The organism is Chloroflexota bacterium (assembly GCA_009840355.1).
Taxonomy (GTDB): domain Bacteria; phylum Chloroflexota; class Dehalococcoidia; order Lucifugimonadales; family JADFKI01; genus Bin90.
The window spans coordinates 119,549-135,896 of the sequence record VXNZ01000046.1 but is presented as its reverse complement, the minus strand read 5'-3'; the positions used below and the strand labels follow the sequence as shown (position 1 = coordinate 135,896).

General features: G+C 56.3%; 17 protein-coding genes and 2 pseudogenes. 4 read left to right on the top strand and 15 right to left on the bottom strand.

Going from position 1 to position 16,348, the window contains the following annotated elements:
• The first annotated feature begins 237 nt into the window (after nt 1–237).
• The 4 genes and pseudogenes from F4X57_12250 (at nt 238) to F4X57_12235 (ending at nt 2,610) form a co-directional block, all read left to right on the top strand.
• Nucleotides 238–936: a hypothetical protein gene (locus F4X57_12250; protein ID MYC07920.1), complete on the top strand. Its 699-nt coding sequence runs from the start codon at nt 238–240 to the stop codon at nt 934–936.
• 359 nt (nt 937–1,295) lie between these two features.
• The gene (locus F4X57_12245; protein MYC07919.1) at nt 1,296–1,526 is read left to right on the top strand and encodes a DUF433 domain-containing protein; all 231 of its coding nucleotides are present in this window, start codon (nt 1,296–1,298) and stop codon (nt 1,524–1,526) included.
• A 20-nt stretch (nt 1,527–1,546) separates the two neighbouring features.
• Nucleotides 1,547–1,891, top strand: a pseudogene (locus tag F4X57_12240) (hypothetical protein).
• Nucleotides 1,888–2,610, top strand: coding sequence for a hypothetical protein (locus F4X57_12235; protein ID MYC07918.1), 723 nt, complete (start codon nt 1,888–1,890; stop codon nt 2,608–2,610). The pseudogene F4X57_12240 and the gene F4X57_12235 overlap by 4 nt, the downstream one beginning before the upstream one ends.
• On the opposite strand, the gene F4X57_12230 is transcribed toward F4X57_12235, so the two are convergent.
• From F4X57_12230 to F4X57_12160, 15 genes and pseudogenes are all read right to left on the bottom strand, one after another.
• Entirely contained in the window at nt 2,561–2,971 is a 411-nt protein-coding gene (locus F4X57_12230) for a helix-turn-helix domain-containing protein (protein MYC07917.1), read from the bottom strand. The genes F4X57_12235 and F4X57_12230 overlap by 50 nt on opposite strands.
• 15 nt (nt 2,972–2,986) lie before the next feature.
• The gene (locus F4X57_12225; GenBank protein ID MYC07916.1) at nt 2,987–3,757 is read right to left on the bottom strand and encodes a transposase; all 771 of its coding nucleotides are present in this window, start codon (nt 3,755–3,757) and stop codon (nt 2,987–2,989) included.
• On the bottom strand, nt 3,729–4,445 hold the full coding sequence (locus tag F4X57_12220; protein MYC07915.1) for a hypothetical protein: 717 nt from the start codon (nt 4,443–4,445) through the stop codon (nt 3,729–3,731). The genes F4X57_12225 and F4X57_12220 overlap by 29 nt, the downstream gene beginning before the upstream one ends.
• A gap of 185 nt (nt 4,446–4,630) precedes the next feature.
• Nucleotides 4,631–5,290 carry a hypothetical protein gene (locus F4X57_12215; protein MYC07914.1) on the bottom strand — a complete coding sequence of 220 codons (660 nt, stop codon included), beginning with the start codon at nt 5,288–5,290 and terminating at the stop codon, nt 4,631–4,633.
• 622 nt (nt 5,291–5,912) lie between these two features.
• Nucleotides 5,913–7,121, bottom strand: coding sequence for an FAD-binding oxidoreductase (locus tag F4X57_12210; protein MYC07913.1), 1,209 nt, complete (start codon nt 7,119–7,121; stop codon nt 5,913–5,915).
• A gap of 82 nt (nt 7,122–7,203) precedes the next feature.
• Nucleotides 7,204–8,895, bottom strand: a complete 1,692-nt coding sequence (gene ggt / locus F4X57_12205) for a gamma-glutamyltransferase (protein ID MYC07912.1) — start codon at nt 8,893–8,895, stop codon at nt 7,204–7,206.
• Between the two features lie 32 nt (nt 8,896–8,927).
• Nucleotides 8,928–9,137 carry a DUF2277 domain-containing protein gene (locus tag F4X57_12200; GenBank protein MYC07911.1) on the bottom strand — a complete coding sequence of 70 codons (210 nt, stop codon included), beginning with the start codon at nt 9,135–9,137 and terminating at the stop codon, nt 8,928–8,930.
• Between the two features lie 34 nt (nt 9,138–9,171).
• A complete protein-coding gene (locus F4X57_12195; protein MYC07910.1) occupies nt 9,172–9,483 on the bottom strand; it encodes a hypothetical protein in 312 nt (103 codons plus the stop codon).
• Nucleotides 9,484–9,517: 34 nt separating this feature from the next.
• Nucleotides 9,518–9,829: a hypothetical protein gene (locus tag F4X57_12190; GenBank protein MYC07909.1), complete on the bottom strand. Its 312-nt coding sequence runs from the start codon at nt 9,827–9,829 to the stop codon at nt 9,518–9,520.
• Nucleotides 9,830–9,867: 38 nt separating this feature from the next.
• A complete protein-coding gene (locus F4X57_12185; protein ID MYC07908.1) occupies nt 9,868–11,367 on the bottom strand; it encodes an SAM-dependent DNA methyltransferase in 1,500 nt (499 codons plus the stop codon).
• 7 nt (nt 11,368–11,374) lie between these two features.
• Nucleotides 11,375–12,029, bottom strand: a pseudogene (locus F4X57_12180) (restriction endonuclease).
• Nucleotides 12,030–12,051: 22 nt separating this feature from the next.
• Nucleotides 12,052–13,935: an NADH-quinone oxidoreductase subunit L gene (nuoL, locus tag F4X57_12175; GenBank protein ID MYC07907.1), complete on the bottom strand. Its 1,884-nt coding sequence runs from the start codon at nt 13,933–13,935 to the stop codon at nt 12,052–12,054.
• A 259-nt stretch (nt 13,936–14,194) separates the two neighbouring features.
• Complete coding sequence (gene nuoK / locus F4X57_12170) at nt 14,195–14,512, bottom strand: NADH-quinone oxidoreductase subunit NuoK (GenBank protein MYC07906.1); 318 nt, start codon at nt 14,510–14,512, stop codon at nt 14,195–14,197.
• A gap of 112 nt (nt 14,513–14,624) precedes the next feature.
• Nucleotides 14,625–15,122, bottom strand: a complete 498-nt coding sequence (locus tag F4X57_12165) for an NADH-quinone oxidoreductase subunit J (GenBank protein MYC07905.1) — start codon at nt 15,120–15,122, stop codon at nt 14,625–14,627.
• 251 nt (nt 15,123–15,373) lie between these two features.
• Nucleotides 15,374–16,078: a 4Fe-4S dicluster domain-containing protein gene (locus F4X57_12160; protein ID MYC07904.1), complete on the bottom strand. Its 705-nt coding sequence runs from the start codon at nt 16,076–16,078 to the stop codon at nt 15,374–15,376.
• Nucleotides 16,079–16,348: the final 270 nt, after the last annotated feature.

Genomic DNA, 16,348 nt, shown 5'->3' with positions numbered 1-16,348 from the left:
TCCGAAAACGCTAAAGTTAATGTTGACAAAATCGTCTGTCTACTTGCGGATCATAGCGGTTTCACGGCCAAGGAACGAGAAATATAATGCGGGGCCACAACAATGATTAAGAGTATCCTTCAGTCCATTCCCCTTACATGGAAAGTACGCCGTGAGAAGGAGGTAGCTGAAAGGACCACAATTGAGACACGGCTTCAAAGTTTGGAACCATCAGTCCGCCTACTTTCGAGTTTGGGGTTGTCTCAAGCAGCGGCTTGGGATGTCGCATTGCAATTGAGTGGCGCGCCGAATACGGAATCTGTATTGAGTCGCCTTTCGCAGGACGATTGGGAAAAAATGCCTGGAGCACTTGAGAATTCTGAGTCTCTGTCGACAGCTATACTAGCGACTCGGACAGCATCCAATGAGGCACTGCGAGATCTGTTGACAAGAATAATTGCAGGAGAACTTGAATCCCCTGACAAAACTCCGCGTTCAGTGATGTCGCTAGTTAATAAGATAGGCAAGAACGACTTGGAATGCTTTTTGAAGCTAAGACGGGTACTGTGGAAAGAATGCAGTTCGTCGTGGACTAATCCTCGTTCTGTCATCTACTGTATGGGAGAACTCCGCAGTTACCCCGGTTTACTCAATGCCAATGAACTTAAGCGATTAGTGGACCTTGGATTGATTGACTTTGGGACTGCACCGTTTGAGAGTTCGTTCCCAGGTCCTCTGGCAGCAAAATGGCTGGTATTCGGCGACAAGAAAATTATAGTGACCAATTCCAAACCTGATACCACTCTATATCTGGGGCATTTCGCATTGCCGAGCGATAGTCGCCACATTATTGATTTGTATAATGAACCTTGTGAGATGCTTTACGATCATTTTGAGGTAGCTTGCACCGAATGGAGCAAGCAAGGATTCAAAATAAACGATCACATAACTATCTGAAATAATACTATCGGAATTGGACTTCATAGCCGCCAATCCCGAGCCTGAAGAGTAGGTGATTCTATGCAAAAGGCACTATATATCAGAGCAACGGTACAGCACGGAGGCAGGGTGGAGTTTGCCAGTCCGGAGTTGGAGGCGGGGCAAACGGTGGACGTGGTGGTAAGCCCTGCCCCGCTAAGCCGCGGCGATCCGCCGTGGACATCTTGAACGAAGCACCGGGCGGCCTGTTATTCAAGACTGCAGCGGACGTGGCAGCATACTTGAAAGAAGAGAAGAAAGCATGGGATCGCTAAGGCCGGACTAAGCAGGTACATGAGACGGCAAGCGGCAAGAGTCCGATGATGGGAGGAGAGGGCATGAAATCACTGGAAAGAATTACCGTCGACCCCGCCGTGATGGGCGGTAAGGCGTGCATTCGCGGAATGCGAGTTACGGTCGGGATGGTTGTAGGTCTCTTGGCGGCTGGACGCACTCACGCCGAGATCCTCAGTGCCTACCCTTATCTTGAGCGAGAGGACATCGACCAATCGCTGGCCTACGCTGCTTGGAGGCTCGAAGAGCGCGAGCTTCCCCTATCTGCGTCATGAGACCGGCGCTCATCATCGACATGAACCTATCACCCCAGTGGGCACCGATACTACAGTTCCACGGCTGAGATGCAATACACTGGTCCGAGGTCGGAGACCCAAGAGCCACCGACAGGCACATCATGGATTGGGCGATAGCCCACGGGCGGATAGTGTTCACCCACGACTTGGATTTCGGCACCATGCTGGCGCTAACGCATGCGGCCGGTCCGAGCGTGCTTCAAGTCCGTGCCGAGAACATCTTGCCAGACTATCTGGCAGGGTCGGTCATTGCTGCCCTCAACCAGCATGAGGCCGACCTGTCCTCTGGAGCCTTGGTGGTGGTTGACGAGAGCCGAAGCCGGGTTAGAGTGCTACCGATATGAAACCGTTTGCATTGGAGCATAACTCGGCACGTGCCACTGCCGTCGGCAGAGAGAACGGTCAGACTGCCTATTCATTGCCTCTACAGAGCGCTCACTTGGGCAACCTACTGCTGCTCAAAGAGTGGCTGACCGCTTTGTTCTGCTCCAACCGCTGCCCCGGCGACCTTATCCTGAAGACCTACGATGTCGCAAAAGCGATGCGCGACGCCGGCGTCCCCGTGGTGGGTGGCTTTCAGACGCCGATGGAGAAAGAGTGCCTGCGCCTGCTTCTGCGTGGCAGCCAGCCCATTGTTATCTGCCCTGCGCGCGGCATAGAGAACATGCGAATACCGCGCGACTGGCGTCCCGCCCTGGACGCCGGACGGCTGCTCATCATCTCACCGTTTTCCAACGCTTATCGCCGCCCGACTCTGAAGCTCGCCGCAGAACGTAACCGTATTGTGGCCTCGTTGGCCAAGTGCATCTTCATAACCCATGCCACGCCCAACGGCAGCATCGAAACCCTAGCCCGCGAACTCGTCACCACCGGCAAGTTCCTTCTCACCCTACCCAGTTCCGCGAACGCCAACCTGCTCGCGCTGGGCGCACAGGCGGTCGAACCGGAGGATGCAGCGGATGTCATACTCCGACACCACGCGTCGGATGGCAACACCGCAATGCACAAATGCATCAATTCACCCGCCTCATCAGGCTGTAAACTCCCGGCATCGTGTAAGTGACGCCGCATTGCGTCTCGATATAATCCCTGACATCTTTTGCCATGCCGAAACAACCCGATTCCACTTCCCAACCCAACAAGGTCACCTCGTCGCTGTCTAGGTACGGCTTCCTGCCGCGCTTCCGATGCGCTAGTACTTCGGCCAAACCGCCATTCCTATACCAACTTATCCACCGTTGTACCGTCCTGTAATTGACGTCGAGCGACCGAGCGACCTCTGCAAGCGTCATCCCCCGCCGTAGCATGCTCAACCCTTGCAGGCGGGTCTTCACTGAGGGACTCTCCTCGGCCAGATACGCCGCCTTCAGTGCCTCCGGCGTATCCTTGTCGTCCCATTCAACTATGAATTTGCGACCTACCACGATGCATGTCCCTATCTACATCCGCATGTGACGAATTCGCTCGTAGTCGCCGTATATCAGACGCGCAAGCATCGTCACCGAGTAGGTCAACAACGAAGTTTGCGTATGTATGGCTACCTTATCCATACTGAGGAAATGATGCCTGTCGAGCACTCGTGACCGCTTGGCGCTACCGAAGAAGCGCTCTATGGTCTGCCTGAGCTTGTAGAGCTCCTTCCATCTCTTTGAGAATCTCGGAAGCACTCCCATTATCCTTACCAGCTTTCCCTTTGGCTTTATCCAATACTCATCTCCGCAAGACAGCGGGGACAGCACCTTCTCCGAGTGCCGTCTGTCTCGCGGGCATTTGAATGAGTGACCGTGTGTGGAATCGGTGCCGACATATCTCATAACTCGACCGCAGGGACACACGGGATAGCCATCGACGTTGAAGGATTCCGTATATTTACCATACGGTCCTTCGATTTCTGCCTTATATGTCCTTCTCTTACCGTCCTTGGCCTTCACGGGTTTGCGTACAGCGATAATTGGTGTTATGCCAATTGAATCTAGCCAGAGAAAATTCTTTGTGTCGTCATAGCCCTTATCGGCAAGTAAATATCTCGGTGCAAGCCACGGGTAGCGTTTGAGCGTCTCTTCAACGAGGGGTTTCAGTAGGTGGCCATCCCAGCGGTTAGCTGCGGTAAGAATGGCGTGCAATGGGATTCCGTAATAGGCGTCGCAGATGACGTGTAACTTGTATCCGTAATACCATTCTTTAATACCATTCTTTGCCATCCGGCGCATTAGGGTTTGTCTTCACTCCGTCCGCAGCCTCCCAATCCACGGTCTGGCAACACGTCGCAACCCTTGACGTACACTTGGAAGGATGCTTTGGCCTCGGAACGGCGGGGTCGATATGCGGACGGCGACCTTCATCGCTGAACGACTTTATGTCAGTAGAATCGATGGCCAGTATCTCCCCGAATGCGGGTGCGCTACTTCCGAAGGCGCCTATCTCTCTGCCTGTCGCCACATAGGTGTTGATGTGACGATTTATCACGGTGATCGTGTCCCAGTGGGCAGCACGGTACTTACTAAGAAGGCTGGTAAACCTGCTGATGGTAGCCTCGCTGGGAGTGCGCCCTTGCTGTAAACCGCAAGTCTTACGCGCTTGTGGAGTGCCCTCCAGACATCCAACTAAGTCTGCGGCAGACTCGTGCTTTTCAACTATCCTTAGAGCAATGGCTTTCAGCAAGGACTCGTTCGAATATATAAGAGTTCGGCCCCGTGACGGTTTGGAGGGAGTCGAGCGGACGGCCTGAAGGATGTGGAGGAGTCCAGACTCCCGAGCGCAATCAACAAAAAGGTCGGCGAAGAATCTCTTGAGCGCCCACCCACCCTTCGGAATCTTGTCCGCACTCGGGCGACTTAGCTGTTGATTTTCGACAGAAAATGGCGTAGGCTCATATTGAGCCGCATTCGGAGGTGACATCTCAAAATCCCCTTCCAGTGGCTTTTGAGACCGTCGGAGTTGGCCCTCCGGCGGTCTTATTTTGTGCGTTGTTTGCCTAGAACGATTGTACGTTGATTAAGTCATTCTTGCAAGCCTTTCGTTGCTTGTTTATCGCATCAATTCCGCTTAAATCGGCATTGATAGGCAACCCGAATATGAGACGCCTAAGCAACTTGAACAAGCTCATTGTCCTCGCCGTCATCATCGGCGACATCCTGGCGGCGGTAGTCAAAGATGTCACTGTCGACTGGCCGAATTTCGGGAAGGAGCCTGTAACGTCCTGGTCCCAACCTCTGCCAGTTATCATCATCAGCCGCAAGCGTATATATATTTGAAGAGATAGTTTTTAATTTACCCTTTGATAAGCCCGCTGCATATATAAGAGCGGCGGCCTCTCTCACTGCAAAGCCCTCCGGGTTGAGGGTGGCAATTTTATACGCTGCCTCTCTCTGATCCTGGCACGAAGCAATATGGTTGAGCGTCGCGTTACCACAAACTAACTCGGAATCAGAAGGAGGCGGTGCGTTGCCGTCTGACTCACTTGAAGAAATGCTTGTAGGGGGCGGATCTATTACGGACTCTTCTGAGTCCGTGGTCCAGTGGTCGGAAGCCGGTGTTATCTGCCCTTCACGGGCCCTCAGACACCGTTTCGCCCTGAGTTTGGCGATCCGCGTATCAAAGATACCAGCTACAATGTCCCTCAGATGTTCGTTGTAGTTGATTGCTGCCAAGTTGAGGTCCCTGGCCAACTCAAGGAGTTCGTCATCGGTCAGTACATCCCTGACTTCTGCGAATACCTGTACGGAAATGTCCTTATCGGTCATGAAATCACCTCCTGTACGAGCAAATCTTCGTTTCAACCAATTGCTTCACCTTGAAATCCCCCTTCCTCATGAGTGAAAATGCTTGGCGAAGGGTGGTGACGAGAGGCGTAACAAGGCCCCCGACACCACACAATCGCTTTACGGAGGAGGCTCGGCTGGCAAACTGAAGCCTTCTCCGTCTCAAATTTACTCTTTGTGTGAAAATTGGTTCAAGGGCTTTATGACTTGCCTTTTTGGTTTCTGAGTCATACTGCGACATGAACCGAAGGTCAAGCAGCAAACCAGAACACTTATACTAATCAAACCAATTCGTCTCAAGGCGGTTTCTGTTCAGGTCTTGGGTTTGGGTTATAAACCAAGTAATTGAAGGGCTGGCAACCATTACCGGTTGCCAGCCTTTTTGCTGAAACTACTTCGCCCCTATTGGAAGGTCATCACACAAACCGGTGATGAATTGAGGCGGCAGTGACTATGTTTGAAAATGTCATAAATGAGAAACATTGTCGAGGGACTGTCACTGATTCCACAAACTGACCGAAAATGTCTCGATTTCCACCTGTCGCATATTTGTGAAAGCGTCTCTACATGGATATACAGGATGGACAGGTTGATATGGTTGCTTTTACTGGTGGCGGCGGCCGGTGTAGGGGTGTTGGGCGGTTAGGGGTTTGCCTTCGGTGAAGCGGGCGGCGCGGAAGTCTTGGATTGGGTGGTCGGCGGACTTGCCGTGCAGGACGAACTCGGCGACCATTCTGCCCACGACGGGCGATAGCTTGAAGCCGTGCCCGCTGAAGCCGACTGCCCAGTACATTCCGTCGATGCTCGCCGCCTTATCTAAAATCGGGTTGCCGTCGGGCGTCATGTCGTACAGCGAACCGTATCCGCCGCGCTGTGTCGCCGCGCTGAAATCGGGGAAGCGCAGCTTGGCGCGATCCCAGAACTTCGTGATGGTGTCGTGGTCGGCGTTCAGACCGAATGCGTCCGGGTTCACAACTTCGTTCAGATCGTCCAAGTTCTCGCCGCCGATGAGCGTGCTGTAGCCGGCATCCACGCGGAAGTATGCGCCGGTCGTATGGTCAATGACATTGGTCGTCAGCCCTTCCAGCGACGGCGGGCGGCGCAGGTGCACCATCTGCACGCGAGTCGGCGCGATGGGCAGCGATTCACCGAGCGGCGCGGCGAGCTGGTTCACCCATGGGCCGGTCGCAGCGATGACTGCGTCGGCAGCAATATACCCGCGCTCCGTGTCCACGCCTACGACGCGACCGCCTTGAACGCGGATGCCGCTTACCGCGCAGCCTGTCTCGATTTCCGCGCCGTAGTCTTTGGCGCGGTTGGCGTAGGCGTATGTGGTCGCCATCGGGTCTGCATATCCGGAGACAGGCTCGTATGCGCCAATCGCGACGCCTTCAAGATTCGCCTGCGGGACGATTTCGCTGATTTCGCTTGGGGACATCGTGTGGATGTTCACGCCCAGCTCACGGTTCATAGCCACATTCGCGCGGACGGCAGGCACATCGTGTTCGCCGAACAGGAGCGCTCTGCCGGTCTCGATGAAGCGCGCGTCACCGCCCACCGCATCGCCGAAGTTGTGGAAGATGTCGCTCGCCTCCATCGCCATCTTGACGAGCGTGGGATGCAGGTAGTGTTCGCGCACCATCGCGCCGGACCTGCCGCTCGCACCGCCGGCGAGGTGTCCCTTTTCGAGCAGCAGCACCTTGCCCGCGCCCAATCGCGCGAGGTGCATGGCTATGCTAGTCCCATTCACGCCGCCGCCAATAACGACGACATCGGCGGATGTATTTGGCATTTTTCGCCCCTTTTCTAACATGGGTATTCAGGATAGGTGCTAATCGCGTTCTTATCCCGTTCATGCTGCCCATCCTGTCTATCGATGTTGGCTATGCCGCCGTTTAGAATCTGTACAGCGGGTCATCTGACGGTCTTGCCGCGCCGCCGCTGTAGCCGGCAGGGACGCCGTCTGCGCGGTAGCAGGCTGCGCCGCGGATTACGCCGTCCGCGTGGTCGAACATTACGCCGTTCATACCGCCGGCGACTCGCTGCACGACCTGCACATTGTGTCCCATAGATTGCAGCGCCTGCCGCGTAGATTGCGATACGCCCGGCTCCACTTCTAAATCCTGCCCTTGCGTCCAGATTCGCGGCGCTTCGACCGCTTCCTGCAGCGACATGCCGTGGTCTATGACATTCACGATTGCCTGCAAGACGGACGGGAATATGCGTGTCGCGCCGGGCGTGCCGAGCGCCATCAGCGGCTTGCCGTCCTTCATCACGATGGTCGGCGACATGCTGCTGACCATGCGCTTGCGCGGCGCGATGGAGTTCGCGTTGCCCGGATGCGGATCGAATATGTTCATCGTGTTGTTCAGCAGCATGCCTGTGCCGGGCGTGGTTACCTTGGAACCGAAGACGGCGTGAATCGTCTGCGTGGTGGACACCACATTGCCGTCCCCATCGGCGGTCGTCAAGTGCGTCGTATCCGCGCCTTCGCCGACATAAAGCGATGGATTGCCGTAGGTGAACTCGCGCGCGTGCGCCGTGTCGATCTCGCGGCAGCGTGCCGCTGCATAGCCTTTGTCCGTCAGCGCGCCGACAGGCACTTCGACGAACGCCGGGTCGCCAAGATATTCGAAGCGGTCCGCGAAGGCTATCTTCATCGCTTCCGCGAGCAGGTGCGCGCCTTCAGAAGTGCCGAAGCCGAGCGAGCCGACCTCGTAGCCTTCGAGTATGTTCAGTATCTCGATTATCGCCGTGCCACCGGAACTTGTGGGCGCGACGGACACGATGTCGTAGCCTCTGTATGTGCCGCGCACCGGCTCGCGGAAGTGTATGCGGTAGTCGTCGAAGTCGTCGCCGGTGATGATGCCGTCGTTCGCCGCCATGTCTTCCACGACCATCTCGCCGATACGCCCTTTGTACAGCGCGTCCGGACCTTCCGCTGCGACCGCTTCGAGCGTCTTGGCGTAGTCTGCGCGGACGATTGCCTGCCCGACGGCAGGCGGTCCGCCGCCCGGCAGAAACACATCCGCGCTCGCGGGGAACAGCGCCAAGTCGTCCGCGTTGAGGCGGATGATGTCCGCGAGGTATCGGCTCACGGCGAACCCGCGCTTGGCGTAGCGAATGGCAGGCTGCATGACCGCATCCAGCCCAAGCCTGCCGAAGCGCTCTTCGGCGACGCACCAGCCCATCAGCGCGCCGGGCACGCCGACGGCACGATAGCCGACCAGATTCTCGCGATCGACCGTCTCCATGTAGTCGGGCCATTCGTCCGAAATGGTGTCGTACATGTCGGGAGTGGCAGCCGCCGGCGCGACCGAGTAGTTGTCGATGTTCACGAACTCGCCGCTCGATGCGTCGTAGTAATTGATGAACCCGGCGCCGAAAATGCCGACCATCATTGGCTCGACGACGCTGAGCGCGAATACGGACGCGACCGCGGCGTCCATCGCATTGCCGCCCATCGCCAGCATTTCCAGCCCCGCCGCAGAGCCAAGCGGATGGTTAGTGGCGACCATGCCGTTGGACGCGACCGCTTCTTTCTTATAAGTGTCAAACGGGCTGCCCGCCAACTTTCTCCAAGACATGCGTTGTTCTCCTAAATATCCTGTCTATCCTGTTAATTTGACTTCCTCACCGTCAGCGATTCTAGCAGCGTGCGGGACGACAGCGCGATTTCGTGCACCGCGGAGTTGAACGCCTGCTCGTTGGCGCGCGACGGCTTGCGGTATCCGCTTATCTTGCGCACGAACTGTAGTGCCGCCGCGTGCAACTCTTCGTCCGTCGCCGGCTCATCCACCCGCCGCAATGTCTTGATGCTTCTACACATTTCCTAATCCTGCCATCCTGTCCATCGATGTTAATTATATCTTCCTGAACGAAGTGAATGTGCGATTGTATGTGTTCGGGCGGATCTTCGTCATCCAGTCGCACTCGATGTCCGCCTGCCGCTGCCACTTATCTGTCTGATGAATGCCCGGCGCGTCCACTTCGTAGATGGCGGCGTATCGCGCCATACCGTCGTCAGACGATGATTCCAGCCGGTATCGCGTGCAACTATGCACGCCATCGACTTGCAGCAGATTTGGGATATGCTCGGATTCGTACAGGCGATTGAAGTCGTTCTCCAACTCCGTCGGAATATCCATCTGTATCAGCAAGATGTAATCCGCCATATCCTATCCTCCGCATCGTGTCCGTCAATGTATGTTAAATCTTCTTGAATATCGACCGCGTGCGGTTCGTGTACAGCGGGCGGATTTTCGACACCCACTCGCCTTCTTTGTCCGCCCATGCGCGCCATTCGTCGCTGTCCGGTATATCCGGCGAGTCGAGGTGGTACACGGCTGCGTAGCGTGCCATGTCCTCGTCCGTCGATTCTTCCAGACGATACCTGTCGCAGCCATGCACGCCGCTCACATTCAGCAAGTTCGGCACATGCTCTTCGTCATACACGCGATTGAAGTCGTCCTCGTGCTCCGCCGCAATGTCCAGCTGCACGACCATTATGTAGTCTGCCATCGTCTTGCCTCCTGTGCATATAGTATGTCGATGCAACCTTACAACAATGCAATCTGCCTCGTATCAGATTTACGATGTTCCAAAAACTGCTTGTCCATGTGTAGTTCTTTGGCGAGAGCGAGCAGGTTAAGCCGCTGCAACAACTCGACCGTAACCGGGCGCTTGGTGTCCCAGAAGACGAACGCGGAGAAAAATTGTCGCGCCACATCACTATTCAGCATCTTTGCGATGCACATAGATTCTTCCTCTGTCCGACATGGGAAGAAGTAGCAAGTGTCGTCAAGCACAACCGGCTTTCCAAGCGACGGGCAAATCACCCTAAAATGCAGACTTTTGTAGAAGCCGGAGACGGCGACTTTCCAAGGCGCAAACGAGTATTCGCCCACGCCGAATACGGAGAATGACGGGCGCTTTCGGTAGATGGAACTCGCGCGGCGTTCCAGGTAGTCGGCGTGGCTGTTCAGATACTGCCATGTCTTCGGCGCGCGTTCCTTAATCGGGGCTGTGTCCTCGCCTATGAATGTTTGCGGAACTATCATCAGGCGGGAAGGGATTGGTTGTGGGCTATTCGCAATCTCCGAGCTCTTGAGCATCGGATATAGGTAGTCGCTTTCAAGACTTACCGTTTCGCCGAGTCCGTTCCGATACCGCCCTCTGAACCCGCGCAGTTCCATCACTTTGGCGCAATCATGCTTGATGCCGGACCGCCACTTGTAATTGCCCCTCCCCTCGAGATGTTTCCATGTCTCATAAGCCGCAGCATCGGCTAACAGACTGCCGTCGCTGTATCTGAAAACGGAATTGACGGAAGGCTCGTTCGGAGAGTCGTGAACTCGGCAATCGAAAGTCGGGCTTGCCAAAGACGCGGTTGCGACCAGAATGCACGCATCTACGGCAGCCCCGAAATGTGCCGTCGCGTCTATGTTGTAGATGTCCGCTTGTGCCAGTCTAATCCCGTTCTTCCACGCGTGAAGCAGTGCTTTGCGCGCCACTGCGGTCTTGCAAAGCATTGCTATCGTGGCGCGCTTTCCGTCTATCCACTCCAACGCCTTGATAAGCATGTACTCTGATATGTCGAAGTTTCCCTTCCCCGTGATTGCGTCCAGTCCGCGATGCTTTTGGAAGTTGGACTTCTCGGGCAAGTTCGCGCTGTTGATGGACGCAAGTTCGGCGTTGGTAACCCAGGGCGGATTGCCGATGACTAACAGGGGTTCAGGCAGAGACTTAAGTATGCGCTGCCAGTCGACGGTGAAAAAATCAGCATGGCGAATGTCGAAATGACAACGACTTTCCACAGTCTGAACGACGCTCTGCGCTCGCTTTACATGGTGGGGGTTTATGTCTATACCGACGGCATTTGTGATTGTCGGGAAGGTTTGAAGAGCGGCCGTCAGAAAATTGCCATCTCCGCAAGTAGGTTCGACAATCGACGCGGGTTTCAACCCTTGCATGTGAAGCAACGAACATACCTCACGCGCAAGTTCAGGAGGCGTCTGGAAGTCGCCGAACTCTCGCTTTTGTTTGCTCTTAGCCGACATTGTGATGCTACCTTATCCGACGGATGCCTTCCACATTCCCTGCTTGGTCGATTACTCGACGGTATTGGAGTCTCCACTGAAGGGCATTTGAGATTGTCAGATAACCCGTCTCCAGCGGATTCTCCAATAGTTCCTCAGCTAATTGCAACGCCTGAATATCGTCGACAGGCAGGGAGCGTTCATGAAAGAACGCAATCAAGTCGTCTTCGTTCCCGTCGTTTTCAATAATTCGTAGTATTCCGGTTGTAGTCTGATAGTCCGCCGTTCTGCTCGCTTCAACAAAGACAGTATGCACGATATTCAGCCTTCCGGTCTGTGTCTCCGCGTCGTCAGTTTTCTCATAGACAAAGATTAAAAGGGAGTAACCTAACCCGTAAATCTTCTGCCTAGCCGATTTGAACGGGCAAGAGGATTGAGGTTGTCGAATGCGCGTAACTTTCATGTCCACATTGAGATTCGGAAAGTCGATACCGATCGCAGAACTTCCTTCATCATAAGCATAACACTTACTAAGGTAGTCCCTGGAACTTATGCTCAAAATATGTCCCGACCGCCTTACCGTCCGTTACACCAAAAAGCGACGGCTCGGAGTGAAGAGATTCCTTTTGGGAGAAGCGGCTTGCTTCATCGGCAAGAAGTTCAACAGTTAAGGATGGTTTCATGAATGATTACCTAAAACCTTTCTTACGATAGCAAAATCCACCACGCCAGCGTTATGACGACCGCGCCCGCTGCCATTGCCGCGCCGTAGTTTTGCAGACGGCCCGTTTGCGTCAGGCGCAGCCACCAGCCGGTCAGGCGCACGGCGAGCGCGGGTCCGTCCACGGCGCGGTCATTCACCACGGCGCGGTCAAACAACGCGACGAAGCGGCTGAACGCCAGCGCGACGCGGTCGATTAGCCACTGATACATATCGTCCACGTAGTACTTGTTCAGCAGTATGCGGTGGACTGCGGGGAAGCGCGATGCTATGGCATGGTGCCTCTGCTCCGCGTACTCGCGTCTGCCGTAGATGTGCCAGCCAATTGCTATGCCGCCCAGCGCCAGCGCCAGCGATGCGACCGTCAGCCAGATAACGATGTGGAACTTTTCGTGTCCCGCCGTCAGCCAGTACGCGAAGCCATTGTACGACGCAGCGGAGAACGCGCTCCAGTCAATCGCCACGATGCCCAGCGTAACTGCGAACAAGGCTAGCAGCAGCAGCGGCACGGTCATGAGCGCGGGCGATTCGTGGGCAGTCATGGCATCCCTACTGCGCGGGCTGCCGTAGAATGTTAGCCAGACTATCCGCGCCATATACAGCGCACTCAGTAGAACGCCGGCGAGCGTCAGCGCGAGGAACGCGGGACTGCGATACTCCATTACGGCTATCAGCACTTCGTCCTTGCTGAAGAACCCACTTAGTGGTGCGACACCGGCGAGCGATAAGGCGCCTATCAGGAATGTTATCGCCGTGATGGGCATCGCGCGGCGCAATCCGCCCATCCGCCGCATGTCCGTTTCTTCGTCCAATCCGTGCATCACGCTGCCCGCGCCCAAGAACAGCATCGCCTTGGACACGCCGTGTGCGACGAGGTGGAACAGCGCCGCAGCGAGTCCGAACGCGCCCAGCGACAGCATCATCAGCCCAAGGTGGCTTATCGTGGAGTATGCCAGCGCGCGCTTGATGTCGGTCATCACCAGCGCGAGCGTCCCCGCGAACAGGAATGTTATCAGCCCGACGACGGCGACCACGAGCATCACGACGGGCAGCAGCTCGAACATCGGCAGCATGCGCGCGACCAGATACACGCCCGCTGCGACCATCGTCGCCGCGTGTATCAGCGCGCTCACAGGAGTAGGACCTTCCATCGCGTCCGGCAGCCACACATGGAACGGGAACTGTGCCGACTTGCCCATCGCGCCCATGAACAGCAGCAGCGCGGACGCGGTGAGCGTAGATTGTCCGATTGCGCCGGCCTGTGCCATTGCGATGATGTCGCTTATGTCGAATGTGCCGGTGGCGCGGTACAGCAGGATGATGCCTATCAGCAAGCCCACATCGCCGATGCGCGTGGTGATGAACGCCTTCTTCGCCGCTTCCGCAGCCGAGCGCCGTTCCCACCAGAAGCCTATGAGCAGGTACGACCCCAGCCCGACGAGCTCCCAAGCAATGTACAGGAACAGTAGGTTGTCGGCTAGGACTAGCGCGAGCATCGCCGCGCCGAAGAGCGAATGTACCGCGAAGTACCAGCCGAAGCGCGAGTCGCCGCGCATGTATTCGAGCGAATATATTTGCACCAGCAGCGCGACGAATGTAACCAGCAGCAGCATAACGACGGCTAGGCGGTCGATATGTGCGCCCCAGCCGATAGTCGCGCCGGCGGCGGTGAGCCAATCCACGCTATACGCGGCGATTTCCGCGCCGCTGCCGTTCAAGTCCAGCAGCGCGTAGAGCGCGAGCGCCAAGCCCACCGCCATCGCCCCAATAGACACGACCGCGCCGCGCATAGGCAGCCAGCGCCCGCCGAGCGCCACGATGACGAACGCCGCGGCGCTGAGGATGGGTATGAGGAATGCGAGGTGCAATTGGTTATTTCACTTCCAAACATTCATGGGGCGTTGTTCGTATGCCTACTTCTTTGAAGATGGCAATGTCTTGCGTGTGGATTTTCCGTTTCGCTACTGCTCGCGCATCTTATCCTCAACGCGCTTTGCGACGATTGCTATACCACGGTTAATTCAGTGTTCTCGTACATTGAACAATTTCACGTCGTCCCCTCCGATGACACCAGTCCAGTAACACGCTAAATCACTGTCAACACAACCTCGTGGTGTTCAGATTCCCTCACCACTTCAGCACATTCATATCGTCCACATTCACGGACGAGCGGTTGCGGTAGAGGCGCAGTATGATGGCTATGGCTAACGCGAGCTCGGCAGCGGCTATGGTGATGATGAAGATGATCAGCACTTGCCCCAGCGCGCGCTGCCCTTCTGTGAAGTCGCCGTATGCGGCGAATCCGATGAGGTTGATGTTCACCGCGTTTAGCATCAGCTCGATGGACATTAGCACGAGCACCGCGCTGCGCCGCGCCAGCACGCCGTATATGCCTATGGCGAACAACGCCGCGCCTATCACCTGAAAGTGCGCCAGTTCTAGCAATCTTTTTGTTCCTATTCGTCGTCAGGTTCTTTGCGGCTTGCGCCCGATGCCATTTCACCGTTCGCCCTGATATTGTCGAAGGGCAAGGCGAAAACTATCCCGTGCATCCTGTTCAGTCGCGCCCGCCCGAAGTGCGCACCATCACGACCGCGCCGATGAGCGCGACCAGCAGGATGAGCGACGCGACCTCGAATGCGACCGCCCATTCGGTGAATAGACTGCTGCCCAGCGCGGTGAAACTTAGGCTGACCCGCTCGGAGTCGGGCGCGGCTGTGCCGACGATGGTCGCCGCAATCACGCCGAAGACGGCTATCGCCACGACTGCCGCGATGGGCCACTGCGGGTGGTCGGACAGGTTCTCGAAGTCTTCGATGCGCGTGAGCATTAGCGCGAATAGGATGACGATGACGACCGCGCCTCCGTAGATGAGCAATTGCGCCAGCGCGAGGAATTCGGCAAGCGCGATGAGGAACAACCCCGCCACGCCGACCATCGACGCCAGCAAGCCGAACGCGGCATACACGATGTTGCGGCTCATCACAACCACAAGCGCGCCGCCAAGCGTAATCGCCCCGGCAACATAAAACAGCACCAACGAAGCGGTAATCATCAGTAGGTCGGGTTTTCAGCGTGTCGGTTAAGTTGTTTTGCCATTTATTCGACGTCCATCATTATTTTTGTCATTTCGAGCAAAGCGAGAAATCTGAAGTCGGAAACCGGCTCACAAGCAACGATTTGAGATTCCTCACTGCGTTCGGAATGACATAGATATGGTTGGCAAGCTTTTCACAAGGATAAGGCTATAGTTCGCGTGCCTTTCGCAAGGGAATGATTCTCTGGGCAAATATCCACAAGGCATAGTCAGTCGTCAGATTCCGTTCGTGATGAGGGCTGTCCCGAGCCTGCCGAATGGTCTGTCGAGCCACGACTTTCCCGTTCCCGTTCCGCCGCCCGCTCGCGCATCACGGCATTGCGCCGTTCGACGGCTTCGCGCGAGACGACGACGAGTTCGATTGGGGCGGGTTTATCCGGCGATGTCTCTGGCGGCACTGCCTTTGGCAGCGCTTTGGGCGGAGGCGGGACACCGCTGTTCTTTTCCGGCTGCTTGGGCTGCCACGCGGTCGCTTGCTGATATTTCTTGCCCATGTCCAGCAGCGCGGGCAGGTCGGCGCGATTGCCATTGCGCTCATATTTGCTCAGCTCGTGTTCGTGGCTCATCTCGATGGCATCGAAGTTGCACACATCCACGCAGATGCCGCACAGGATACAGCGGGCGAGGTTAATCTCGAACTCGTCGATAATCTTGCGGCGTCGGCTCTTGCCCTCGGCGTGCAGCGGGTTGTCCTGCATCTTCGCGCTCATGCACTGCGTAGGGCAGTTGCGGATGCACACCATGCAGCCGGTGCAGTACGGCTCACCGACATCGCCGTCCCATGTCAGCGCGGGGAAGCCCATATATCGCGGCTGCACATCGAGCCGCTTGTCCGGCGCGGGATACTCGGCAGTAACCGGCTTGCGCCCCGCCGTCTTGAGCGTGATTTTCAGTCCATCGAGAAAGCCTAGCATATCGTGCGCCGTTCCTGGATTGCCTGTTTTGCCTTTGCTGTGCTGTTACTTAGCCGTCCCTGCGCTATGTCGTCGGTCCGCTGCGCTGTCATTATGCTACGCCAAGAATGCGATGCACGAATATGCGTGCATTAGTGCGCAGTTCGACCACTTTCGGGGCTTACAGAAAGTCTTAATAGTATTCGGCGTGCCACAGCGTCGCGGAGCCTTGGCGCGCATCGCCGGCGGCGAACTGCCGGTCGGACTTCGCAAGCATCTGTTGTATTGACT